The organism is Branchiibius hedensis (assembly GCF_900108585.1).
Classification (GTDB): Bacteria; Actinomycetota; Actinomycetes; order Actinomycetales; family Dermatophilaceae; genus Branchiibius; species Branchiibius hedensis.
Genome location: NZ_UESZ01000001.1, coordinates 167,280 through 189,568, shown reverse-complemented (window position 1 = coordinate 189,568; position 22,289 = coordinate 167,280). Strand labels below are relative to the sequence as shown.

Sequence of the window (22,289 nt, the reverse complement as noted above, 5' to 3'; positions counted from 1 at the left end):
TGGTGGTCAGCCCCGCTGTCCGAGTTGGCGGGCCTGCTCCTGAAGCCGCAGCACCCGCTCCGCGGTCGGCGGGTGAGTCGAGAACATTCGCGAGACGTCCTGCGCCCGAAACGGATTGGCGATCATCATGTGGCTGGCGTTGACGACCTTCGGAGTCGGGGCCAGCGGCGCCTGCTGGACTCCGGCCTCGATCTTTCGAAGGGCACTGGCGAGCGCCAACGGATCCCCCGTGAGCCGGGAACCATCCTCATCGGCGTCGAACTCCCGGGTCCGGCTGATGGCCATTTGGATCAAGGAGGCGGCGACCGGAGCCAGGAACGACATCGCCAGCAGCGCCAGCGGGTTGGGCCGGTCCTCGTCGCCGCCACCGAAGAAGAGCATCATCTGCGCAACCGCGGTGATCACCCCGGCCAGGGCCGCCGCCACCGACGAGGTGAGGATGTCACGGTTGTAGACGTGCATGAGTTCGTGGCCGAGCACCGCTCGCAGCTCGCGCTCGTCGAGCAGTTGCAGGATTCCCTCGGTACAACACACGGCGGCGTTCGTGGGGTTGCGCCCGGTCGCGAAGGCGTTCGGCGCCTGGGTTGGGGAGATGTACAGCTGCGGCATCGGCTTGCCCGCGGCCGAGGACAGCTCTCGTACGACGCGGTACATGCCCGGTGCTTGCGCTTCGGTGACCGGGTAGGCCTGCATCGACTTGATGGCCAGGGTGGCGCTGTTCCAGTAGCCGTAGAACGTGGTGCCCACTCCGAGCAGGGCGAACAACCAGATGAAGCGGCCACCAGCAACCAGCGAGCCGACGCCCAGCAACAGCACCCAGATCGCAGCGAAGAGCAGGGTCGTCTTCAACCCGTTGTAATGGCGATGCGGCATATCAGAGGTAACGCCCGTGCGCCCGGAGACGTTCCCGGACCTAACGTCCGCGCCACCCAGCGCGTTCGTCTCTTTTCGAAAGGGAATGAGCGATTCAACCTCGGGGTGCTCTCATTCGAATATTCTTCTCACATCGGGTAATTTACTTGGTGCACCATCGGAACGAACGTGCAAACAGTAACGTCACAGCCGTCTCGCGCCGGCTGTCCGGCGGCAACGGCTGGATCTGTTGCAAAAGACGAGTAATCAGAACAAAATCAAGGGAGTCCTTCAATGGCCCAGCGGACGCAGATCATCACCATCTCGGACCTTTCTCGTGTCGAGGTCGTGGATGGCGAAAGCATCCCATTCTCCTTCCGGGGCGTGGATTACGTGATTGACCTGACTGCGCAGGAGGCTAAGGAATTCGACGAGGCGCTTGCGCTCTACACCGGTCATGCTCAGCGAGTGGGCGGGCGCAAGCAGCGCGCGAGCTCCGGCACCTCCTCGGCGACCGGCGCGGACCGTGAGCAATTGGCGAAGATCCGTGAATGGGCCAAGGACCACGGTTACCAGGTGGCCGAGCGCGGCCGGATCAAGTCCGAGGTCCTCGACGCCTACGAGGCAGCGCACAAGCGCTGACCTGCGCCACTGAGCAGTACCCATGACGTAGTACCCATGACGAAGGGCCGGCTGATCGAGCCGGCCCTTCGTCATGGGTAGGTTCAGCCGGGCAACCCAAAGAGCACCTGCGGCCACACCGAGGCCACGATCAGGCACAGAACCAGGACCACCACCACGAGCGAATGCACCGGGGCGACTGCGTCGTTGTCACCGGTCGCGGCTGACCGATGCTGCTCGGTCGCCGTGCGCCCGTCCCGGATGACGATGGCCAGGACCCAGCGCAGGTAGACGGCCAGTCCGATCATCGTGTTGATCGCAGCGGCCACCGCCAACCACCACAGGTGCGCTGCCACAACCGGCCCGACCGCAGCGACTTTGGCGGCCACGCCCAGCACCGCAGGCGGGACCCCGGCGAGGGTCAACAACGCGAAAGCCATCGCCCAGCCCAGGATCGGTCGGCTGCGCGCGAGGCCGTGGTAGGAGCTCAGGTCCAACGCGGCGTCGCGACCACGTGAGTGCGCGACCGCGGTCACCACGGCGAAGACCAGCAAGGTGGCAAGGGCGTACATCAACAGATAGCGCACCGACTCCCCGACTCCGGCGGACCCTGCAGGGGCAAGCGGCATCACCACCCAACCAGCCTGTGCGACGGTCGACCAGGCCAACAGCCGCAGCATCCGCCGCTCCCGCAGCGCCATCAGATTGCCCAGCGTCATCGACAGCACGCTGACCAGACCGATAACCGACAACGTTGCGCCCCCGACCCCGGTCAGGGACCTGATGACGACGATCAGGGCACCGACCGCGGCCACCTTGGAAGTCACCGCCAGGTAGGCCGACACGGGTACGGAAGCCCCCGCGAAGGTGTCCGGGGTCCAGGCGTGGAAGGGGGCGAGGGACAGTTTGAAGGCGACCCCGGCCAGCAGCAGCATGATCGCCAGGATCAGCACCCGACTGCGTCCGGAGTCGGCGATGGCGTGCAACGCGGCCGATTGGCTGAAGCGCAAGGTGCCCGTCGCGGCGTACCACAGCGCCACTCCCATCGCCGCGAGCGCGAACGAGGTCAGGGCCGAGACAAGCAGCGCGAGGCTGCCGTCGATCGCCGATCGGCGGGCGCGTAGCGCAACCAGCCCAACGGTGGGCAGGGTGGCCAGCTCGAGCGCGATCAACCACGACGCGGCGTCCCGGCTGGCGCAGACGATCAGGCCACCGGCGGTAGCGCTGAGCAGCAGCGCGACCTGGACGGGGGTGCGCGACGAAGGGGCCGGGATGGCGCTGATCAGGAGTACGACGACCAAGGAACTGACGGCGATGGCCAGTTGCAGGGACAGCACAACCCGGTCCACGCCGTACGCGCAATAGCCGCTGCTGCACAAGGTGGCGTCGCCCCGCGCCGGGATCTGCACCCAGCGCTGGGCCAGCACAGCGGTGGTGATCACGAGGGTGAGCGCCGCCAGCCACCAGTGCACGCGGCCCAGCCGCGGCAGCGCTGCGTCGACGATCAGGACGCCGACAGCGGCCAGGGCGACCACGAGAGCCGGCGCGAGCAGACCGAAGTCGAAGGTGACGGTCATCGCGCCCCCACCAGGACCTGGACGCTGGCCTGGGTCAGGTGCAGCAGCGGGGTCGGGTAGACCCCGAGGACGACGATCGCCAGTGCGAGTACGCCGATCCCCACCTGAGCGCTGATCGTCAGGTCCGGTGCGGGCTGGCCGGGCGACGGCGGCAGCGCGGTGGTCTCGCCGTCCTCGCCGGCCCACACCCGACGCAGCAACCGGACGCTGTAGGCGCCGACGAGCACGGCGGCCGCTACGGCAAGGATGGCGATGAAGCGCCACCCGCCGCCGTGCTGCCACAGGGCCAGCAGGGTGAGGATCTCGCTCCAGAAGCCGGCCAACGCGGGCACGCCGATCGCCGCTGCCACCCCGAGGATCAGCGCGAAGCCGAGCTTCGGAGTGGCGTCTCGCAGCGCGGGGTGGGCCACGGACAGGTCGTCGTTGCCCCAGCGGGTCTTCAGCTCTCCGGCGACGAGGAAGAGCAGGGCACTGATCACCGCGTGCGCGATGTTGCCGAAGAGCGCGGCCTGCACGCCCAGCACGGTGCCGGTGAGCAACGCCAGCATCACAAAGCCCATGTGCACGATCGAGGACCACGCCACGATGCGTTTGAATCGGTCCTCGCGCAGACAGATCAGTGCGGCCCAGATCATCCCGATCACCGTCATGACCGCGAAGACCGGCGCCACGGAGCGCAAGCCGTCCGGCAGCGGACCGACGACCAGCCGCACGATGCCGTAGCTGCCCATCTTCAGCAGGATCGCCGCCAGCAGCACCGACCCCGTGGTGGGAGCGGCGGTGTGCGCTGCCGGCAGCCAGGTGTGCAGCGGCCAGATCGGGATCTTGATACCCAGACCGGCCAGCAACAAGGTCGCGGCGACGACCTGCGTGCCGTGCGACCCGCCGATGCCGTGCGCGAGGCGGTCCATGTCGGTGGTCCCGGCGGTGGTGACCAACACCAGGATGCCGGCGAGCATCAGCATGGACCCGAGCACCGTGTAGAGCACGAACAGCCATGCCGCCCGGTGTGCTTCGGCCGGCTCCCCGAACCGGCGGATGAGCACCCACATCGGGACCAGCGCCACCTCGAAGGCGACGAAGAAGCCGATGACGTCGCGGGTGAGGAACGCTGCGAGTGCGGCACCCACGACGCCGAGCACGCTGCCGAGGAACAGTCCGTTGCGGTCCTCCTGCGGCCCGGTGCTGCGGGCCACCAGCAGCACCGCGATGACCGCCGTGAGCACAATCAGCGGCACGCTGATGTCGTCGGCGGCCAGGTACAACCGCAACCCGATGGACGGCACCCAGGCGATGTCGATGACCGGTCGGGCGATCACGATCCCGGCCACAGCGGCGGCGGTGACGATCGCGGTGCCGAGGGACACGACGTACGCGAGGCGATGCGGGACCCGGCGCGGCCCGATATCCATGGCGGTCAGGACGATGCCGGCGACGATCGGCAGCAGCGGCGCGATCAGCAGCAAACTCACCACAGGCCGACTCCGAGGAAACAGACCACGAGCAACCCGACGGCTATCCCGGCAATCGCCCGCGACGGCGAGCGATCGTGCAGACGTTCGGACCGATCTCCCAACCAGGTGGCGAAGCCGGCCAGTGAACCCACGGCGCGGTCGAGGAGTTTCTCGAGGCGGCGCACGCCCGCACTGGCCTGCATGACCGGTGCCGCCACGAGAGTCGTGTACGCCTGGTCCATATCCAGGCCACGGCTGGCGCTGCCCCGCAGCCAGGCCGGTACCCGCGACATCGGATCGCCCCACACGGTGCGCACGGACAGCGCGCGCATCAACAGGCCGGCGGCGGCGATCGCGACCAGCCCGCCGGCGATGAGCATGGGGCTGATCCCGGCCAGGTCGAGGTGCCCCAGGGCGGGGACGAAGAAGACCAGCCCGCCGACGACACTCAGGACGGCGAGAATCCACAGGCCGAAGCGGCCGGCGTCGGTGAGGTCGGCGGCCTCCTCGTCGTAGGGTGTCGCCGGCTCCAGGTCGGCCCCCTCGGCTTCACCCAGGGGTGGGGTGGTCTCCAGTAACTCGATCAGGCCGACGTCCTGGACGGTCTCGGAGTCCTCGATGAGGTCGTAGTAACCGTGCCGCTCGACGGCAGTCGGATGGGTCAGGACCAACCAGGCGCGGGCGCAGTAGGCAGCGGTCAGTGGGACGGCGAGCACCAGAGCCACGAGGGCGATGGTCGGCGCGAGGCCGCGGGTCGCGGCCAGTTGACGGGCCGACTCATCGATGATCAGGTCCTTGCTGACGAAACCGACCAGCGGCGGCACACCGGCAAGGGCGAGCAGGCCGATGCCGAGCCGTCGCCGCAACTCCCCCCGACGCCAGGCGACACCGGAAATCCGCTCGACGATGGTGCCGCCGGCCAGCACCGCGGCCCAGCCGATCATCAAGAAGAGCAGCGCCTTGAACATGGCGTGGCCGAGTAGATGCATGATGCCCAGCTGGGTGGTATCGGTGGCCGGTTGGACCACGATCGCGAGCAGCATGATGCCGACCTGGGCGATGGTGGACCAGGCCAGCAGGCGCTTCAGGTCGTGCTGCAGCAGGGCCAGGACCGACGCGAGCACCACGCTGATCGCGGCGAGGACGGCCAAGGTGAGCAGCGCGGGCCGGGAGCCGGCCAGCAGCGGGTGCAGCCCGGTCAGCACGACGGTGCCGGCGGCGACCATGGTGGCGGCGTGGATCAGCGCCGACGCGGGGGTCGGGCCCTCCATCGCGTCCGGCAACCAGTCCTGGAACGGCACCTGCGCGGACTTGCCCGCGACACCGATCACCAGCAGGACCAGCAGGGCGGTCACCGACGCCGGTGGTAGGGCGACGATCTTGTCGATGCTGGTGCTGCGGGCGTGGACCGCCAGGCCAACCAACGCGATCGTGAACGGGGCATCGGCGACCCGGGTGACCAGGAATGCCTTCTGCGCGGCGCGGCGGGCCTTGCTCCGCTCCGACTCGTGCCCGATGAGCAGGTAGGAGCACCAGCCCATCAGCTCCCAACCGGCCAGCGTCAGCAGCACGTCGCCGGACAGGACCACCAGCAGCATCGCGGCGGTGAACAGCGCGACGGTCGCGGCGAACCGCTGGTAGCGCGGATCCATGTCGAGGTACCAGCGGGCAAAGCTCTGCACCACCAAGGACACCAGGGCGACGGCAACCGCGACGATCGCTGCCCAGCCAGGGACCTGCAACTGCAACGGGATTCGCAACTGGTCACCGACCGGAAGCGGTCCGATGGTGGCCTCGCTGATTGTCCCGTGGCGCGTGGTGTGGACCACGAGCCAGCCCGCCGCCGCGAGGGTGAGGAGCCCGCCGAGGAAGGACACGACGTACGTCGATCGGCGGCTCGCGTGACCAACCCACAGGGCGAGCACAGCCGTGAGAGCCGGCAACACGACGGTCAGTTGCGCGAGGTGCTCGGTGACCGCCCTCATGGCTGGTCCTCCTGCGCCCGGGTATCCAGATCGACGGTGCCCCGGCTACGGAAGACCGCGCTGACGATCGCGAGCGCGACGGCGATCTCGGCAGCAGCGATGGTGATCAGGAAGAGCGTGACGACCTGACCAGCACTCTGCCGCAGGACCATGGAGGTGGTGACCAGCAGCAGACCGGCAGCAGCGAGGATCAGTTCGACACCGACCAGCATGAGTACGGCGTTGCGGCGGCTGATCGTGGCGTAGAGGCCGCAGCCGAACAGAACCCCCACCAGCACGTAGGGCAGCGCGAGATGGATCACCGGTCGCCCTCACCTGATCGACCGGGCAGCCGGTAGGTGGCGAAGGCGGTGATCAATGCGACCAGCAGCAGCAGGGAGAGCAACTCGAAGGGCCACACCCAGGTGCTGAACAAGTCATGAGCGAGTTCGACGGTGCCGGTGCCACCGGTGCGTGCAGGGGTGTCGGCGAAGGCGACGATCAGCGCCGCGGACAGCAGGGTCGCGGTGGCGAGTGCGACCACAGCGGCAGTAGCCCGTTGCAGCACACCGGAACTCAGCTCCCGACTGCGGGTCATCGGACCGCGGGTGACCATCAGCGCGAAGAGAACGAGCACCACGACCGCGCCGACGTAGACCAGCAACTGGGCCAGTGCGACGAGTTCGGCACCGAGCACGAGGTAGCAGCCGGCCAGGGAGCCCAGCGCCACGGTCAACCACAGGGCGGCGTGGACGAGGTGGCGGCTGGTCACGGCCAGCACCGCGGACCCCGCACACACCAGCCCGATCAGGGTGAAGAGCACGTCGGCGGCGGTCACGGCGTACCGTCTTCCGGGCCGGCGTCGATCGCCGGCGGCGGCGGCACGTCGGCCAGCCACTCCCCCAGCTTTTCCTTCTCCTGCAACAGATCCCGGATGTCGGTGCTGGCGTAATCGAAGTTCGGCGCCCAGAAGAGCGCGTCGAACGGGCACACCTCGATGCAGATCCCGCAGTACATGCACAGGCTGAAGTCGATGGCGAAACGGTCGAGCACGTTCTGCTGCCGGTCGCGACCGCCCTCCGGCCCCGCGGGGATCGTCTCCTTGTGCGAGTCGATGTAGATGCACCAGTCCGGGCACTCCCGCGCGCACAGCATGCAGGAGGTGCAGTTGGACTCCAGCAGTGCGATGACACCGCGGGATCGGTCGGGCAGTTCGGGTTGCACATGGGGGTACTGCGCGGTGTGCGCCGGGTGCACCATCGTCTTCGCGGTCGTCGCGAGGCCCTTGAGCAGACCTTTCCCGAAGCCGTTGCCTGCTGAGCCGTTGTCTACTGCCACAACACCACCCCCGCGGCCGTGATCAGTAACTGAACCAACGCGATCGGCACCAGGACCAGCCAGGTGAAGCGTTGCAGTTGATCGACCCGCACTCGGGGCCAGGACACCCGCATCCAGATGATCACGAAGACGATGATCGCGGCCTTCAGGACCGTCCAGAGCCAGCCGATGTGCGCATCGAACGGACCGGTCCAACCGCCCAGCCACAGCACGGCGATCAACAGCGAGAGCACGACGATGCCGGCGTACTCGGCCAGCAGGAAGAGGGCGAACCGAAGCCCGGTGTACTCGGTGTACGGACCCATCACGATCTCGGCGTCGGCGACCGGGGTGTCGAACGGAACCCGTTGCAGCTCAGCGGTCCCCGCCGCCAGCAGCACGAAGGCGGCCGGTAGCTGCCAGATCAGCCACCACGGTGTCCAGGCGTGCGCGATGCCGGCCAGCGACAGCGAACCGGCAGCGATGGCGAAGGAGGCCGCGGCCAGGATCAACGCGACCTCGTAGGAGATCAGCGACGCTGCGGCCCGCATCGCCCCCAGCAGCGCGTACTTGTTGCCACTGGACCAACCCGCCAGCAGTGTGCCGACCGTGCCGACGCCGCCCACAGCCAGGACCCACACCAGGCTGGCGGGGACATCCGCGCCGACCAGGTCCGGGCTGAGCGGGATGACCGCGAGCGCCGCGAGATAGGAGACGATCGCGAGCACCGGCGCGATCCGGAAGATCTTGCCGTCCGCGGCCCGCGGGACGATGTCTTCCTTCTGGACGAATTTGACTCCGTCCGCGACCAGTTGGGCCCAGCCGTGGAAGCCGCCGGCCTCCATCGGGCCGAGGCGGCCCTGCATGTGCGCCATCACCTTGTGTTCGCTCTGTCCGACCACCAGGGGCAGGACCAGGAAGCCGACGAGGACCAGGACCGCGCGCAGGATCGCTTCACCGACACTCACCGCGGCCCCCAACTGGCCGGAGGTACGCCGGGTGGCAACGTTTTGCGTCGCGGCGCCCGACCGGGGCGCACCTCGTGTGCCTCGCTGGCGTCGGAGGGATCCTTGGCCCCCGGCCACGGCTTGCTCGCCCGGGCGGTGAGCACGAAGTCTTTACGCAGCGGATTGCCCTCGAAGCCGTCGGGTAGCAGCAGCGGTCGCAACCCCAGGCCGGTGCCGTCCTCGAAGCCGTCGAAGACGATGCCGAACATCTCGAAGGTCTCCCGCTCGTGCCACGCGGCGCCGCGCCACAGACCGGTGATGGTCAGCAGGCTCTGACCCGGCTCGAGGCGGCTGCTGACGAAGACCTCCGCCGCGGCTTCGGGCGTGAAGCGGTACAGGTGCGTGATGACGTCGAATCCGTCCTCACCCTCGTCCACCGCGGTGAGGAAATCGAAGAAGTCGTAGCCGTCTTCGCGCAGTCCGGCCAGCGTGGGTAACCAGCCGCTGGGCTCGCACACGATGGGTTCGATCATGGCGCCGACACCTTGTCCCGGGTCAGGACAGACGCCCGCTTGCGCCGCAGGTTGCCGCTGGTGAGCTTCTCGTCCTTGATCTTCGCCTGGAGTTTGACGATGCCGTCCAGCAGTGCCTCCGGGCGCGGCGGGCACCCGGGCACGTAGACGTCGACCGGGATCAGTTGGTCGACACCTTTGGTCACGCAGTACGAATCCCAGTAGGGGCCACCGGAGTTGGAGCAGGCGCCGAAGGAGATCACGTACTTCGGCTCGGGCATCTGGTCATAGAGCCGGCGCACGGCGGGGGCCATCTTGTCGGTCACCGTGCCGGAGACCACCATCAGGTCGGCCTGCCGGGGGCCGGGCGCGAACGGGATCACACCGAGCCGGATGAAGTCATGCCGGGCCATCGAGGCGGCGATGAACTCGATCGCGCAGCAGGCCAGGCCGAAGTTGAAGACCCACAACGAGTAGCGCCGGCCCCAGTTCAGGATCAGTCGCATCGGTCGGGGCGCTGCCTGCTGCACCGGCCCGACCTTCGGCATACCGAGCTCGGTGCTCACGCGTCGTCCTCCCAGGTCAGCAACCCGCGGCGGCCCGCATGCAGCAGACCGACCAGCACGATGGCGACGAACACGGCCACTTCGATGAGCGTCGTACGCCCCAGGTGGTGGTCGCGCAGCACCAGCGCCCACGGGAACAGGTAGACAGCGTCGACCGCGAAGATCACGTAGAGGAAGGCGTAGGACAGGTAGCGCACGTTGACCTGCGCCCACCCCGAACCGACGGGGTCGACCCCGGACTCGTAGGTGGTCAGACCGGCGGGGACGACGGCCCGCGGCGCGAGCAGCCGGCGCATCACCATCGCGGCGCTGAACAGCACGACACCGGCGATCAGCACGCAGCCAAGCACCAGGTAGCCGGTCAGGTCGCTCACCCCGGAAGCCTAACGAGCCGCGACCCTCCCGCGTGGGACTGACTCACCACGACCGGAACACCTCTGCGCCGAACGGCGTTGCCGACGACATGCACATCGTCGAACGCGGAACCGGTGTCCCCGTCGTATTCCTGCATGGTTTCAGCGTCGATCACCGCATCATGCTGCCGCTGGATCCCGCCTTCGCAGGCGGCGCCTGGCGCCGGTTGTACGTCGATATGCCCGGCTTCGGGCACAGTCCCCGCGGCGATGTCAGCAGCACCGACGAACTGGTCGAGGCTGTCGACTCCGGCCTGACGGATCTGCTCGGCGGCGAGTCGTTCGTGCTGGTGGGTAACTCCTACGGCGGCATGGTGTCCCGGATCATTGCCGGCCGCCGACCCCAGCAGGTCATCGGCCTGGCCACGATCTTCGGCCTGGTCGTGCCCGACCTGGCCGCGCGCGACGTGCCCGCCCACGTCGTACGTCGATCCGATCCATCCGCTGTCGCGCTCGCTGGCGCCTCGGACTACACGGACCTCGCGGTGATCCAGTCGCCGCAGACCGCACAAGGGTTCCTCGACTACATCCAGCCCGGTTTGCAAGCAGCCGACCCGGAAGCGGTCGAGATGCTCTCCGCGGCATATGCGCCGACCATCGAACCCGGCCGGTACGCCGGGCCGAGCCTGTTCGTAACCGGTCGCCAGGACAGCGTGGTCGGCTACCGCGACACGATGGCATCGCTGGAGAACTACCCCGCAGCGACGCTCGCGGTCCTCGACGGCGTCGGCCACAACGGTCACCTGGAAGCACCAGCCCTGGTCCACGCGCTCCTGACCGACTGGCTGGAGCGAGTGCTCGCGCCCTGATCCGACTGCGAGAATCGGCACTGTGCTGATCACCGTCCTTCGCGACCTGCGGGTCGACAGCGACGACGGCTCGGTCGTCCCCGTCGCCGGTGCCCGGCTGCAGGCCTTGTTGGTGCGCTTGGCCGTTGACGTGGGCCGGCCAGTGTCGACCGGCGAACTCATCGACACCATCTGGGCCGACCCGCCCGCGGATCCGGCCGGCGCGTTGCAGGCGCTGGTCTCCCGGCTGCGCCGCACCCTGGGCGTGACCATCGAGCAGACCGGGACCGGCTATCGCCTGCTCATCGACCCTGCCGACGTCGATCTGCACCGGTTCCACACGCTCGTCGAGCGCGGGCGCGAGGGTGACCCATCGGCGTACGCCGAGGCGCTGAGTCTGCTGGACGGCCCGCCGCTACCCGTGGTCGCCGACCAGCCCTGGGCACTGCCGCTCGTTGCCCGCATCGAGCAACAAGCGCTCGAAGCCGAACATAGGGTCATCGAATCTCGTTTGGCAGCAGGCGAACTCACGGGTCTGTCCGGATGGCTCCGCGACCTGGTCGCAGCCCATCCACTGGATGAGGACTTCGCTGCCCAACTGATCCGCACCTTGCGGGCGCAGGGCCAGAGCGCTGAGGCACTCGCGGCGTACGAGCAGACCCGTCGCACCCTGGCCGACACCCTCGGCGCCGATCCGGGCCCGGCCCTCCAGGAGCTCTATGCCGACCTGTTGCGCGGCGCCGAGCCCGTCGTGCGCGGCAGCCACCTGCGCGCCGGGCTGACCAGCTTCCTGGGCCGCGACCGTGAGCTGGCGCAGGTCACGCTGGACCTCGCCCACGACCGGCTGGTCACCCTGGCGGGCCCAGGTGGTGCCGGCAAGACGCGACTGGCTGCGGAAGCCGGAGACGTCTGGCGGCAAAGGCATCTGGCTCCTGTCTGGTTCATTGAACTGGCTGCTGTCACCGAACCCGCGGCGGTCCTGCCAACCTTCGTGGCCGCCCTCGATCTGCAGACCTCCCGGGTCTTCGACCGCCTGCGCGACAGCGGCCGACCGGTCGACGACTGGGGTCTGCTCACCGGTGCCCTCAGCACCGATGAGCAACTGCTGATCGTCGACAACGCCGAGCACCTGCTGGACCCGGTGGCCCGGTTGATCGAGGACCTGCTGGTCGCCGTACCCACCGTCCGCGTCCTGGTCACCAGTCGCGAGCCGCTCGCGATCGACGGCGAACACGTCCGTTCGTTGCCGCCGCTGGCGACCGATCCGGCCACCCAGCTCTTCCTCGACCGGGCGGCGTCCGCGGGGGTGACGGTCAGTGATGAGGACTCAGCCAGCGTGGCCGAGATCGTACGCCGACTGGACGGCTTGCCGTTGGCCATCGAGTTGGCTGCGGCGCGGGTGCGCACCCTGCCCGTGCCGGTCATCGCGGCGCGACTGTCGGACCGGTTCGCGTTACTGACCGGTGGTCGACGCACCGCGCTGCCCCGACACAGGACGCTTTACGCAGTCGTCGCGTGGAGCTGGGATCTACTGGATGCCCCGGAACAGCAACTGCTGCGACGGTTCTCAGTGTTCGCAGGTGGGGCAACTCCAGCTGCCGCAGCGACGGTCACCGGCGCCGATCAGTCACTGCTGGCCTCGCTGGTGGACAAGTCCCTGCTGGTGATGGAGCGCTCGGCGAGCGCCTTGCGCTATCGACTGCTGGAGACGATCCGCGAGTTCGGGCTGACCCAACTCTCGGCTGACGGGGAAGCGACCGCCGTGCGGCAGGCGCACGCGCGCTGGGCTCTGGGCTTCGCACGTGCCCAGGACGCTCGGTTGCGCGGACCCGAGCAGGCCGACGCGCTCGCCCGACTGGAGGACGACACCGACAATCTCGTTGCGGCACTGCGGTTCCTGGCTGACAGCGGCGATGCACAGGGTGCGACCGATCTCGTGCTGGCCTTGTCGTGGGCCCTCACCATGACCGACGACGACCACCGCACCCTTGCCCTGGCCCAGATCGCACTGGATGCCGAAGGTGCGGTGGACTCGGCTCGGCGCGGCTTGGTCCGGATGATGCAATTGTCTGCTCAAGCCGCCATCGGCGTCCTGGACCTAGCGCAGTCACGGCCCCGGATGCGGGAGGCCACGACCGCCGTCGAGGCCGACCCGACGCTCTTCGCCGACTACCCGCACGCACTGATCCTCGTGGCCCAGGCCGCCGCCTGGACCGACCTGCCAGAGGTGACTGCGCGGCTGATGCAGCAGGCGTTGGAGCACGACGACCCGTGGGTCCGTGCAGCCGCCCTGCAGACGCGAATCGACCTCGCCGAGAACGCCGGCGAGCACGACCAACTCCGCTCCGACGTGGCCGATCTCGAGCGTGCCGTCGGTCCGCTGCAGGATCGCTGGCTGACCGCCGCGATGTTGGTGCGCCGCTCCCAGGTCGAGTCCTTGGACGGCGATCCCGGTCGGGCCATGGCCACCCTGCACGAAGCACGCGAGCTGATCGATGCCCTCGGCCGATCCGGGGACGCGATGTTCCTGGCCGTTCGAGCGATGGATCTGCGGTTGCGCTTGGGCGACTACGACGGGGCCCGGGCGGCGATTGCCGACGTCCCGCAGCAGTGGCATGAGGTCATCGGCGACGACGTCCCCCACGCGTTTCTGGTGACGATCGCTGTGGCAGAGGGCGATTCGGAACGGCTGGCCGAAGCCCGCGAAGCGCTGGGTCAACCCCAGCCGGTGGCCGGGGCGTTCCATGACCACAGCGAGGCGATCGTGCACAGTGCGCTCGCGCTGCTCGAGGCGGTCGGGGGCGACCAGGCAGCCGACGGCGACCAGGCAGCCGACGGCGACCAGGCGGCCGCGATCCGTGCGCTACGCACTGCCTACCCCGCGGCGCTGAAGACAGCCGACATGCCGATCCTTGCCGGGTACACCGTCTCGGCAGCCTTCGCAGTGTCGCTGGACCGACCCGAGCGCGCCGCCGAATGCCTCGGCGAAGCGGCCGCGATCCGCGGCACCGACGATCCCGGGGAGCCGATCGTTGCGGTCCTGACCCGGCGGCTACGTGCCGCTCTGGGCGGAAGGTTCGACGCGGCGTACGCCATGGGACGCAGCAAAGACCGGGCCGACGCCATCACTGACGTCGACCCGGCGGTGTTGTTCGCGAGCGGTTAGGCGCGGCGGCGGTAGGCCCGCAGCGCCAGCGGTACGAAGACCACGAGCAGGCCCACCATCCACGCCAGCAGCCACCACACGTGATTGCCCATCGGTGTGCCGAGCAACAGGCTGCGGATCACGTCGACCAGGTGGGTGATCGGGTTGACCTTCACGAACGCCTGCAACCAGCCCGGCATGGTGTCGACCGCGACGAACGTGCTGCTGGCGAAGGACAGTGGCAGCACCAGCAGGAACATGATGCCCTGCACTGCGCCCGGGGTGCGGGCGACCATCCCGACGAAGACCGAGATCCAGCAGAAGCACAGTGCGAAGGCCATCGCCAGCACGAGCGCCACGACCACGTTGAGTGCGTTGGTCTCGACCCGGAAGCCCATCAACGAGCCGACCGTCATGATCACCGTGAACAGGATGAGGTAGCGCACCAGATCAGCCAGCACGGTGCCGACCAACGGCGCGGAGCGAGCGATCGGCAGCGACCGGAACCGGTCGAAGACACCCTTCTCGATGTCCTCGTTGAGGTTCTGGCCGATGCTGACGCTCGCCGTGGCGATCGTCTGCGCCATGATGCCGGGCAGCAGGAACTGCAAGTACTCATGCTGCGATCCACCGGAGATGGCCCCGCCGAAGATGTAGGTGAACATCGCCAGGAAGATGATCGGCTGCAGCGTGACGTCGATCAGTGCTTCTGGCGTGCGGAACGTTTTGATCAGACTGCGCTTGGCCAGCACGACCGCGTGCCACAAGGCATTCCCGCCGCCGGCGTTGCTCGCTGCCGTCAACGTTCCGGTCTGGGTTGCTTGCAGGGTGCTCATCTCAAGCCGCCGCCTTCTTCTCACCGGTGAGCGTCATGAAGACCTCATCGAGACTGGGTAGATGCAAGGACACTTCGTTCATCGAAATTCCCTGCTGAGCAAGGGTGTTCACGATCTGCGGGAACGCTGAGTCATCGTCGACCGCCACCGTGAGCTCGCTTCGCCCGGTCAACTCAGGGGTGCGGTGCGTCGTCTCGGTGAGCACTCGGCGTACGTCGTCCAGCCGCTCCCGGTCGGCCGGCACCAGCACGATGCGCTGGCCACCGATCACCCTCTTGAGACCCTCGGGGGTGTCGTGCGCGATCACCCGGCCGTGGTCGATGACCGTGATCTCATCGGCCAGGGCGTCGGCCTCCTCCAGGTACTGGGTCGTCAACAGGACGGTCGAGCCGTCGGTGACCAATCGGCGTACGACGTCCCACATGTCCTCGCGTTTGGCCGGGTCCAGGCCGGTGGTCGGCTCGTCCAGGAAGATCACCGCCGGCCGCCCGACCAGGCTGGCGGCCAGATCCAGACGCCGGCGCATGCCGCCGGAATAGGTCTTGGCCATCCGGCCGGCGGCCTCGGCCAGGTCGAACCAGTCGAGCAGCTCGGCGGCCCGGGCCTTGGCATCCTTGGTCCTCAGCCCGAGCAACTGGCCGATCATGACCAGATTCTGGGTGCCGGTCAGGTCCTGATCGACCGAGGCGTACTGACCGGTCAGGCCGATCGTGCGACGTACGTCGCCGGCCTGCTTGGCGACGTCGAAACCCCCGACCGTGGCGTGCCCGCCGTCCATCTGCAACAGCGTGGCCAACATGCGAACGGTGGTCGTCTTGCCCGCGCCGTTGGGGCCGAGGACGCCGAGCACGGTGCCGGCGGGGACCGCCAGGCTGACGTCGTGCACGGCGGTGAAGTCGCCGAACCTCTTGTGCAGGTTCTCCGCGTAGATCATCGGATCGCTCATCGCGGGCCTCCTTTCGTTTCTGGCGCCGCGGGTGTGCGGCGAACTGGTTCCAGCATCGTGAGGACCGCTGACACGGCGCTGACACGGCGCTGATTGCGATATATCGCGTCGGGGATGCCGACACGATATATCGCGTCTTCGGCACCGGGCAAGAGGCACTTCCGACCCCCGATTAGCGTGGAGCGGTGGTGGGTGAGCGGTCAGAGGAGACCAAGGGCACGACGTACGGCGTCCTGGCCTATTTGATCTGGGGCATCTTCCCGCTCTACTTCCACCTGTTGGAGCCGGCCGGCGCCTGGGAGGTGCTGTGCCACCGCATCTTGTGGACCCTGGTGGTGTGCGCGATCGCGTTGGCCATCACGCGACAGACGTCGTTCATCCGCGAGCTTCGGCACAGCCCCCGCCGGTTGGCGATGGTGACGATGGCGAGCCTGGCGATCGCGGCCAACTGGATCATCTACGTGCAGGCGGTGCTGACGGGCCACGTCACGCAAGCGTCATTGGGCTACTTCCTGAACCCGCTGTTCACCGTCGCGCTCGGGGTGCTCGTCCTGCGGGAACGCTTGCGGCCGTTGCAGATTGCGGCCGTCTTCATCGGGCTGGCCGCGTGTATCTACCTGGCGATCGACGACGGCCGGCCACCGTGGATCGCGCTCTCGCTGGCCCTGTCCTTCGGCACCTACGGGTTGTTGAAGAACAAGATCGGCGGCTCACTGAACGCCCTGCAGTCACTGTCGAGTGAGACCGCCGTGCTGGCACCGGTGGCCGCGATACTGCTGGTCGTCCTCACGATCCGCGGGGACACCACCTTCACCACCGACGGGGCCGGTCATTCGCTGCTCCTGATGTCGACCGGTCTGGCGACGGCCCTTCCGTTGTTGCTGTTCGCCGCCGCGGCCTCTCGCGTGCCACTGGTGTCGATCGGCCTGATGCAGTTCATCACCCCGGTCCTGCAGCTGATCTGCGGAGTCACACTCCTGGGCGAGCACCTGTCGACCGGGCGGTGGATCGGCTTCGGGATCGTCTGGATCGCCTTGATCCTGCTGTCGATCGACGCGCTGCTCAGCGCCTCGCGCGGCCGTCGGCTCGCGCGCGCCGCCGGCGAAGCCGCGATCTGAAATCGGCTGGTGAGGTCCCCAGCCGAAGTGCATCCTTGAGGCATGACCCAGGAACACTGGTACGCCGTCCGGACCCTCGTCCGGTTTGCGAATGCGGGTCACGCCGACGGCCAGGACGCCTTCGAGGAGCGCATCACGCTATGGCGTGCCGCGAGCTCCGAAGAAGCGATTCTGATGTCGGAAGGATCAGCCGCCGAGTACGTGAAAGTGATTGACGGTCAAGTGCTGGACCTCTCTCAGAGCTACCAACTCTTTGATGAGCCCGGTCATGGCGCCGAGGTATTTTCGCTCGTGCGCAGTTCTTCTCGCACTCCCGAGAAGTATATCGACAGTTTCTTCGATACGGGCGATGAGCACCAGACCGGTCTGTTTTCGAAAGATTCATGACTTGAAGTCATGAATCCCGCGACACGCGGTATGCCTTCGCGGAGCCGTGCCACGCGACCCGATCAGCGCTCGATGTCGCGGCGGTGCAGGTTCTGCGCCAGCAGGAATGCCGCCACACCGAGCACCAGCAACACCCCGCCCAACCACACGATCTTGGCGAACACGACAATCCCTGCGATTGCCAACACGAGGGCGAGGACCATGATCAGTGCGGCGTTCATGCCGGTGATCGTCTCACGGACGCGGCAGCACGCAACAAGCTCACGGACGCGCGCTCACACGGCCCGAGCCAGATCCTGCGTGACCAACGCCTGGTGGTGCAGGTGGGTGGCGGTGCGGTCCGCGATCATCCGATCGGAGACGACCCGCACCGCGCCCATGATGAAGACCCAGACCAGGCAGTAGACCAGGACCAGCAGAATGGCTCCCCACGAGATGGCCGGAACCAACCAGCCGAAGGCAGCCATCAGCACCGCAATGATCTGGGTGGCCAGGATGGCCAGCCACAACTGTTTGGCCGGGAACGGTCGCTGGAAGAACCACCCGGCGCTGCGAGTCACGAAGATCAGGAGGTGGCCACCGGTGACCAGTTGCAGGAAGACGATCGTCTGGATCGCGCCCTCGGTCGTGACGTCCAAGGCACCGGTGCGGCGCAGACCCACCGCGATGAGCAGCATGATCAGGGACTGGACCACCGCGAACAGGCCGAGCACGCCGGCGTTGAGCAGTAGCTGGCGCATGTTCCACCGGATCGGGGTCTTGCTCACCGGGGTGTTGTCGTAGGCGATGGTCATGATCGGGATGTCATCGAGCAACGACAGGACCACGATCATGATCGGGGTGAGCGGCTGGAAGCCCTCCAGAATGGTGGCGATCACGACCAGGAACATGATGGTCAGCGTCAGGGCGACCCGGTAGATCGTGTACGACGTGATGCGGCCGAAGATCCGCCGCGCCTCATCGATGGCGCTATTGATAACCGACAACCCCGGTGCGGTGAGGCTCAGCGCCGCGGCGCCGCGCGCCGCATCGGTCGCGCCCGATACCGCCGTGCCGCAGTTGGCTTGTTTCAACGCGGGGGCGTCGTTGACGCCGTCACCGGTCATCGCGACCAGACGACCACGCTTCTGCAGGGACTTCACGATGGCGTACTTGTGCTCGGGGAAGACGCGCGCGAATCCGTCGGCCTTCTCGATCTGATCCACGATGGCCGAGGGGACGTTGTCGGGGTCGAGGTCCTTGGGGAAGACGTCGGCCGCGGCCAGGATGTTGGTTCCCATCCCGAGTTCCTTGGCGGTCTCGATGGCGATCGCGGTGTCGTCGCCGGTGATCATCTTGACCGACAGGCCCTTGGTCTCCACCGCGTCGATCGTGGCCTTGCTGTCATCGCGGGGCGGATCGGACATCGGCAGGATGCCCAGGATCTGCCAGGTCGCACCGTCGTCGGTCGACTGGGCCACCGCCAGCGCCCGTCGTCCGTTCGCCGCGAGGTCGGCCACCGTCTTGGTCACCGTGTCAGCATCCGCACCGGCGTCACCGGCCAGCTTCACGATGGCCGCCGGAGCGCCCTTGGCGACCACCAGGTGCTGACCGTCCGGACCGGTGACTTTGGCCTTGGTGTACTTCGTGATCGGATCGAACGGCGTGTAGTCGGTGACCGTCCAGGCCTTGGTGGCGCTCGGGTCGGACAGGCCCGCAATGACAGCGTCGTCGATGACATCGTGGTCCTCCGCGCGGGAGGCGAGTGCACCGGCGAGGACCACCTGAGAACCGTCTTTGCCGTGCAACAGAATCGGATCGGACAGCGTCAGTTGATTCTTGGTCAGCGTTCCGGTCTTGTCCGTACACAGGATGTCGACGCCGGCCATTTCCTCAATGGACTGCAACCGGGACACGATCGCCTGCTTCTTGGACAGCGCCAGCGCACCCAGGGCGAGGGTCACCGAGAAAACCGCAGGCATGGCGACCGGAATCGCTGCGACCAACAACACGAGCACGAACTGCAGGATCCGTAACGCGTCCTTCCACTCCCAGCCCGCGTGCACGTTGCGCCACACCTGGAAGATGACCAGCACCGCGGCGAGGACGACCGCCACGAGGATCAGGAAGTTGCCGATCTGGAACATCGCCGTCTGGGCGTTGGACTTCACGCCCGCGCCGGCGACGAGTTTGGCGGTACGACCGAAGAAGGTCTTGCCGCCGGTGGCGATGACGACCGCCGACATCTCCCCTTCTTTGACCACGCTGCCCGAGTAGGCCTCGTCCCCCTCGTGTTTGGTGACCGGCACCGACTCCCCAGTCAGCGCGGACTGGTCGATCGAAGCGAAGCCCTCCCCGATCAGTCGCAGGTCCGCCGGCACGATGTCGCCCAGACGCACCTTGACGATGTCTCCGGGCACCAGTTCCTGTGCCTTGATCGAGGACCACGCGCCGTCGCGCAGGACCTTGGCTTGTGGCGCCAGACCGGCTTTCAGCGCCGCCAACGCGTTCGCTGCCTTGGCGTCCTGCCAGAAGGCAAGTCCCGCATTGATGATCAGCAGTCCGAAAATCACTGCGAAACTCGGCCAGTCTCCCAGAATCGCCGAGACCAGAGCCGCTGCCTCGATCATGTAAGCGATCGGCCCGGTGAAGTACCCCAGCAACTTGCGGGCCAGCGACTCCTCCTTGTCGGTGATCCCGTTTGGCCCGTACTTCGTCAGTCTGTCGACGTCGCTCGAAAGTGAGGCCGTTGCGACGCTCGAAAATGAGGCCACCGGTTCGTGTTGTCTAGTTTGCCGTGTCTTGGGTTCTGATGCTGGGCAGGGTGTCGATCCCGCGGTTGCGTAGCCGGTAGCTGGCGCCTTTGAGGGTGAGGACGTCGGCGTGGTGGACGACTCTGTCGATCATGGCGGCGGCGACGGCTTGGTCGCCGAATACGCCGCCCCAGCCGCTGAATGGCAGGTTGCTGGTGAGGATGAGCGAGGCGTGTTCATAGCGCGATGACACGAGTTGGAAGAACAGGTTCGCGGCGTCTTGTTCGAAGGGTAGGTAGCCGACTTCGTCGACGATGATCAGGCTGTAGCGGCGCAGTCGGGCGAGTTCTTGCGGGAGTCGACCGGCCTGGTGGGCATCGGTCAGGCGGGTGACCCACTCGGTTGCGGTGGCGAACAGCACACGGTGTCCGTGGTTGGCCGCGGCGATCCCCAGTCCGGTGGCCAGGTGGGTCTTGCCGGTGCCGGGTGGCCCGAGCAGCACGACGTTGCGGGCTTCGGTGAGGAATCCACCCGAGGCCAAGGATGCGACCTGTTGCCGGACGGCGGGTTGGGCATCCCAGTCGAACTCCTCGATCGTCTTCCTCGCCCCGAACCCGGCGGCGCGGATCCGCAGCTGGGCGCCGGAGGCGTTGCGGGCGGCGACCTCACGATCCAGGACTGCGGCGAGGTACTCCTCGTGGGTCCAGCCGGCGTCCCTGGCATGATCAGCCAACCGGGCCGCGGCTTCGGTGATCCGGGGCGCCTTCAACGCTGATGCCAGGTAGGTCAGCTGTTTCAGCGCCTCGGTCGTCTCGGTCTTCTTCGTGGCCATCAGGCGACCTCCTCGCCATCGATCAGGCCGAAGGCCCGGTCGTATTCGGCCAGGTCCCGTGCCAACTCCTGGTCGGGATCGGCGGCTGGTCGGGGTAGTTGGAACTGCTCACGCAGGACTTTCGCGGCCGCGACGTGGGCCGGGTCGGTGATCGTCATCCCGCGTGCCCACACCCGCTGGTGGGCGGCGACCAGGCGGCCCTCGTGGCGGACTTCGACCCTGGCCAGGTCGGCGTGGACGTCGACGAATCTGCCGATCACGTTCGGTTCCACGGAGTAGTCGCTGCTGTCGACACGCACGTAGTAGTCACGTCCCAGCCGGACCCGGTTGACCCATCCCACCGCTGGCGGCACGGGTGGCAGCGGCAGCATCGCGGCCCGGTCGGCATCGACCAGATCGACCGGGCGAGCCTTGATGGTCCGCACGACACGGCTATTCGCCAGTCCAAGCCAGTCGCGGAACTGGGCATCGAAGTCAGCCGGTGACTCAAAGGTCCGCCCGGGCATAAAGGACGTCTCGTAGTAGCGGTTGCGGCGTTCGACCACACCCTTGGATTCAGGGTCGTAGGGCTTCAACCGCAACAGGGTGGTCGCCAAGGTGCCGGTGAACGCGCCGACTCCCTCGGCATGCCGCTTCCCGCGACCGATCCCAGTCTCGTTGTCCCAGATCAACCGACGCGGAACCCGGCCGAGGTCTTGCAGCAGTTCCCACATGCCCAGCAACAGGTCCTGGGTATGGCGGGTCGGGATCATCCGCCCGACCATGAACCGGGAATGCGCGGCAGTGATCACCATCACCGGCAGCAACGTCCTGCTGCCGTCCTCCAGCGGGATCTTCCGCGGCGGGAACCACAGGTCGCACTGCGCCGCGTCACCCGGCAACCAAATCAACCGATCGCAGGGGTCAACCGGCCGATGCTCAGGTCGCAAACGCCGCACGTTGTCACGGAACCAGGTGATCGACCCCGTCCAGCCGACCCGTTCGGCGATCACCGTCGCTGGCATGTCTGGTGTCTTCACCAGCAGTTGCCGCACCGCCGGCTCGAACGGCGTGAACGATGTCGGACCCGCTGGCCGCTCGTACTTCGGGGGCCGGTCCGAGGCCAACGCCCGCTCCACCGTCGACCTGCCAATGCCCAACTCTCGTGCGACCTGACGCTGCGGAACACCATCCGCCACCAGCCGCCGGATCAAAGCCCAATCCTCCACAGAGATCACCCATCCAATCTGTCTGGGTGGCCTCGTTTTCGACCGTCGCTATGGCCTCGTTTTCAAGCGTCGTC

At 67.4% G+C, this 22,289-nt stretch carries 22 protein-coding genes; 5 read left to right on the top strand and 17 right to left on the bottom strand.

Annotated elements, in window-relative coordinates; translation table 11 throughout:
- Positions 1–6 precede the first annotated feature (6 nt).
- Positions 7–873 carry a zinc metalloprotease HtpX gene (htpX, locus tag DR843_RS00980; protein ID WP_109683693.1) on the bottom strand — a complete coding sequence of 289 codons (867 nt, stop codon included), beginning with the start codon at positions 871–873 and terminating at the stop codon, positions 7–9.
- 273 nt (positions 874–1,146) lie between these two features.
- Here htpX and DR843_RS00975 point away from each other — a divergent pair, with 273 nt between their 5' ends.
- Positions 1,147–1,494: a histone-like nucleoid-structuring protein Lsr2 gene (locus tag DR843_RS00975; protein WP_109683692.1), complete on the top strand. Its 348-nt coding sequence runs from the start codon at positions 1,147–1,149 to the stop codon at positions 1,492–1,494.
- A gap of 83 nt (positions 1,495–1,577) precedes the next feature.
- Here DR843_RS00975 and DR843_RS00970 read toward each other — a convergent pair whose 3' ends face one another.
- The 10 genes from DR843_RS00970 to DR843_RS00925 form a co-directional block, all read right to left on the bottom strand.
- A complete protein-coding gene (locus tag DR843_RS00970; RefSeq protein ID WP_109683691.1) occupies positions 1,578–3,050 on the bottom strand; it encodes an NADH-quinone oxidoreductase subunit N in 1,473 nt (490 codons plus the stop codon).
- Entirely contained in the window at positions 3,047–4,525 is a 1,479-nt protein-coding gene (locus tag DR843_RS00965; RefSeq protein ID WP_109683690.1) for a complex I subunit 4 family protein, read from the bottom strand. Before DR843_RS00965 ends, DR843_RS00970 begins: the two co-directional genes overlap by 4 nt.
- Positions 4,519–6,489: an NADH-quinone oxidoreductase subunit 5 family protein gene (locus DR843_RS00960; RefSeq protein ID WP_109683689.1), complete on the bottom strand. Its 1,971-nt coding sequence runs from the start codon at positions 6,487–6,489 to the stop codon at positions 4,519–4,521. Before DR843_RS00960 ends, DR843_RS00965 begins: the two co-directional genes overlap by 7 nt.
- Positions 6,486–6,791, bottom strand: coding sequence for an NADH-quinone oxidoreductase subunit NuoK (gene nuoK, locus DR843_RS00955; protein ID WP_109683688.1), 306 nt, complete (start codon positions 6,789–6,791; stop codon positions 6,486–6,488). Before nuoK ends, DR843_RS00960 begins: the two co-directional genes overlap by 4 nt.
- Positions 6,788–7,306 carry an NADH-quinone oxidoreductase subunit J family protein gene (locus tag DR843_RS00950; RefSeq protein ID WP_109683687.1) on the bottom strand — a complete coding sequence of 173 codons (519 nt, stop codon included), beginning with the start codon at positions 7,304–7,306 and terminating at the stop codon, positions 6,788–6,790. The genes nuoK and DR843_RS00950 overlap by 4 nt, the downstream gene beginning before the upstream one ends.
- The gene (locus DR843_RS00945; RefSeq protein ID WP_109688291.1) at positions 7,303–7,728 is read right to left on the bottom strand and encodes a 4Fe-4S binding protein; all 426 of its coding nucleotides are present in this window, start codon (positions 7,726–7,728) and stop codon (positions 7,303–7,305) included. The genes DR843_RS00950 and DR843_RS00945 overlap by 4 nt, the downstream gene beginning before the upstream one ends.
- A gap of 68 nt (positions 7,729–7,796) precedes the next feature.
- The gene (gene nuoH, locus DR843_RS00940) at positions 7,797–8,753 is read right to left on the bottom strand and encodes an NADH-quinone oxidoreductase subunit NuoH (RefSeq protein WP_170119707.1); all 957 of its coding nucleotides are present in this window, start codon (positions 8,751–8,753) and stop codon (positions 7,797–7,799) included.
- Positions 8,750–9,265: an NADH-quinone oxidoreductase subunit C gene (locus tag DR843_RS00935; protein WP_109683685.1), complete on the bottom strand. Its 516-nt coding sequence runs from the start codon at positions 9,263–9,265 to the stop codon at positions 8,750–8,752. The genes nuoH and DR843_RS00935 overlap by 4 nt, the downstream gene beginning before the upstream one ends.
- Positions 9,262–9,792 (bottom strand): NADH-quinone oxidoreductase subunit B, encoded by a 531-nt coding sequence (locus DR843_RS00930; RefSeq protein WP_109688289.1) that lies wholly within the window; start codon positions 9,790–9,792, stop codon positions 9,262–9,264. The genes DR843_RS00935 and DR843_RS00930 overlap by 4 nt, the downstream gene beginning before the upstream one ends.
- A 14-nt stretch (positions 9,793–9,806) precedes the next feature.
- Complete coding sequence (locus tag DR843_RS00925) at positions 9,807–10,184, bottom strand: NADH-quinone oxidoreductase subunit A (protein ID WP_342767139.1); 378 nt, start codon at positions 10,182–10,184, stop codon at positions 9,807–9,809.
- Between the two features lie 32 nt (positions 10,185–10,216).
- On the opposite strand from DR843_RS00925, the gene DR843_RS00920 reads away from it, so the two are divergent.
- Positions 10,217–11,032 carry an alpha/beta fold hydrolase gene (locus DR843_RS00920; protein WP_211310157.1) on the top strand — a complete coding sequence of 272 codons (816 nt, stop codon included), beginning with the start codon at positions 10,217–10,219 and terminating at the stop codon, positions 11,030–11,032.
- A gap of 22 nt (positions 11,033–11,054) precedes the next feature.
- Positions 11,055–14,177, top strand: a complete 3,123-nt coding sequence (locus DR843_RS00915) for an AfsR/SARP family transcriptional regulator (RefSeq protein WP_109683684.1) — start codon at positions 11,055–11,057, stop codon at positions 14,175–14,177.
- Here the strand turns inward: DR843_RS00915 and DR843_RS00910 are convergent.
- Both DR843_RS00910 and DR843_RS00905 read right to left on the bottom strand, forming a co-directional pair.
- A complete protein-coding gene (locus tag DR843_RS00910) occupies positions 14,174–14,992 on the bottom strand; it encodes an ABC transporter permease (RefSeq protein ID WP_109683683.1) in 819 nt (272 codons plus the stop codon). The genes DR843_RS00915 and DR843_RS00910 overlap by 4 nt on opposite strands.
- 1 nt (position 14,993) lies before the next feature.
- Positions 14,994–15,938 (bottom strand): ATP-binding cassette domain-containing protein, encoded by a 945-nt coding sequence (locus tag DR843_RS00905; protein ID WP_245933931.1) that lies wholly within the window; start codon positions 15,936–15,938, stop codon positions 14,994–14,996.
- A gap of 188 nt (positions 15,939–16,126) precedes the next feature.
- On the opposite strand from DR843_RS00905, the gene rarD reads away from it, so the two are divergent.
- Positions 16,127–17,056 carry an EamA family transporter RarD gene (gene rarD / locus DR843_RS00900; RefSeq protein WP_109683682.1) on the top strand — a complete coding sequence of 310 codons (930 nt, stop codon included), beginning with the start codon at positions 16,127–16,129 and terminating at the stop codon, positions 17,054–17,056.
- Between the two features lie 42 nt (positions 17,057–17,098).
- Positions 17,099–17,443 carry a DUF4288 domain-containing protein gene (locus DR843_RS00895; protein WP_109683681.1) on the top strand — a complete coding sequence of 115 codons (345 nt, stop codon included), beginning with the start codon at positions 17,099–17,101 and terminating at the stop codon, positions 17,441–17,443.
- A gap of 62 nt (positions 17,444–17,505) precedes the next feature.
- Here the strand turns inward: DR843_RS00895 and DR843_RS19955 are convergent, their stop codons facing one another.
- From DR843_RS19955 to istA, 4 genes are read right to left on the bottom strand one after another with little or no spacing between them, the layout of a single operon-like run.
- Positions 17,506–17,664, bottom strand: a complete 159-nt coding sequence (locus DR843_RS19955; RefSeq protein WP_170119706.1) for a hypothetical protein — start codon at positions 17,662–17,664, stop codon at positions 17,506–17,508.
- Between the two features lie 54 nt (positions 17,665–17,718).
- Positions 17,719–20,196: a plasma-membrane proton-efflux P-type ATPase gene (locus tag DR843_RS00890; RefSeq protein WP_109683680.1), complete on the bottom strand. Its 2,478-nt coding sequence runs from the start codon at positions 20,194–20,196 to the stop codon at positions 17,719–17,721.
- A gap of 13 nt (positions 20,197–20,209) precedes the next feature.
- Positions 20,210–21,007 carry an IS21-like element helper ATPase IstB gene (gene istB / locus DR843_RS00885; protein ID WP_109683679.1) on the bottom strand — a complete coding sequence of 266 codons (798 nt, stop codon included), beginning with the start codon at positions 21,005–21,007 and terminating at the stop codon, positions 20,210–20,212.
- Positions 21,007–22,224 (bottom strand): IS21 family transposase, encoded by a 1,218-nt coding sequence (istA, locus tag DR843_RS00880; protein WP_109683678.1) that lies wholly within the window; start codon positions 22,222–22,224, stop codon positions 21,007–21,009. Before istA ends, istB begins: the two co-directional genes overlap by 1 nt.
- Positions 22,225–22,289 lie beyond the last annotated feature (65 nt).

Bases quoted from the DNA above. Each gene is read 5' to 3' on its own strand.
- htpX (WP_109683693.1), bottom strand. From the start codon at position 873: ATGCCGCATCGCCATTACAACGGGTTGAAGACGACCCTGCTCTTCGCT.
- DR843_RS00975 (WP_109683692.1), top strand. From the start codon at position 1,147: ATGGCCCAGCGGACGCAGATCATCACCATCTCGGACCTTTCTCGTGTC.
- DR843_RS00970 (WP_109683691.1), bottom strand. From the start codon at position 3,050: ATGACCGTCACCTTCGACTTCGGTCTGCTCGCGCCGGCTCTCGTGGTC.
- DR843_RS00960 (WP_109683689.1), bottom strand. From the start codon at position 6,489: ATGAGGGCGGTCACCGAGCACCTCGCGCAACTGACCGTCGTGTTGCCG.
- DR843_RS00945 (WP_109688291.1), bottom strand. From the start codon at position 7,728: ATGGTGCACCCGGCGCACACCGCGCAGTACCCCCATGTGCAACCCGAA.
- DR843_RS00935 (WP_109683685.1), bottom strand. From the start codon at position 9,265: ATGATCGAACCCATCGTGTGCGAGCCCAGCGGCTGGTTACCCACGCTG.
- DR843_RS00930 (WP_109688289.1), bottom strand. From the start codon at position 9,792: ATGCCGAAGGTCGGGCCGGTGCAGCAGGCAGCGCCCCGACCGATGCGA.
- DR843_RS00910 (WP_109683683.1), bottom strand. From the start codon at position 14,992: ATGAGCACCCTGCAAGCAACCCAGACCGGAACGTTGACGGCAGCGAGC.
- DR843_RS00905 (WP_245933931.1), bottom strand. From the start codon at position 15,938: ATGAGCGATCCGATGATCTACGCGGAGAACCTGCACAAGAGGTTCGGC.
- DR843_RS00895 (WP_109683681.1), top strand. From the start codon at position 17,099: ATGACCCAGGAACACTGGTACGCCGTCCGGACCCTCGTCCGGTTTGCG.
- DR843_RS19955 (WP_170119706.1), bottom strand. From the start codon at position 17,664: ATGAACGCCGCACTGATCATGGTCCTCGCCCTCGTGTTGGCAATCGCA.
- istB (WP_109683679.1), bottom strand. From the start codon at position 21,007: ATGGCCACGAAGAAGACCGAGACGACCGAGGCGCTGAAACAGCTGACC.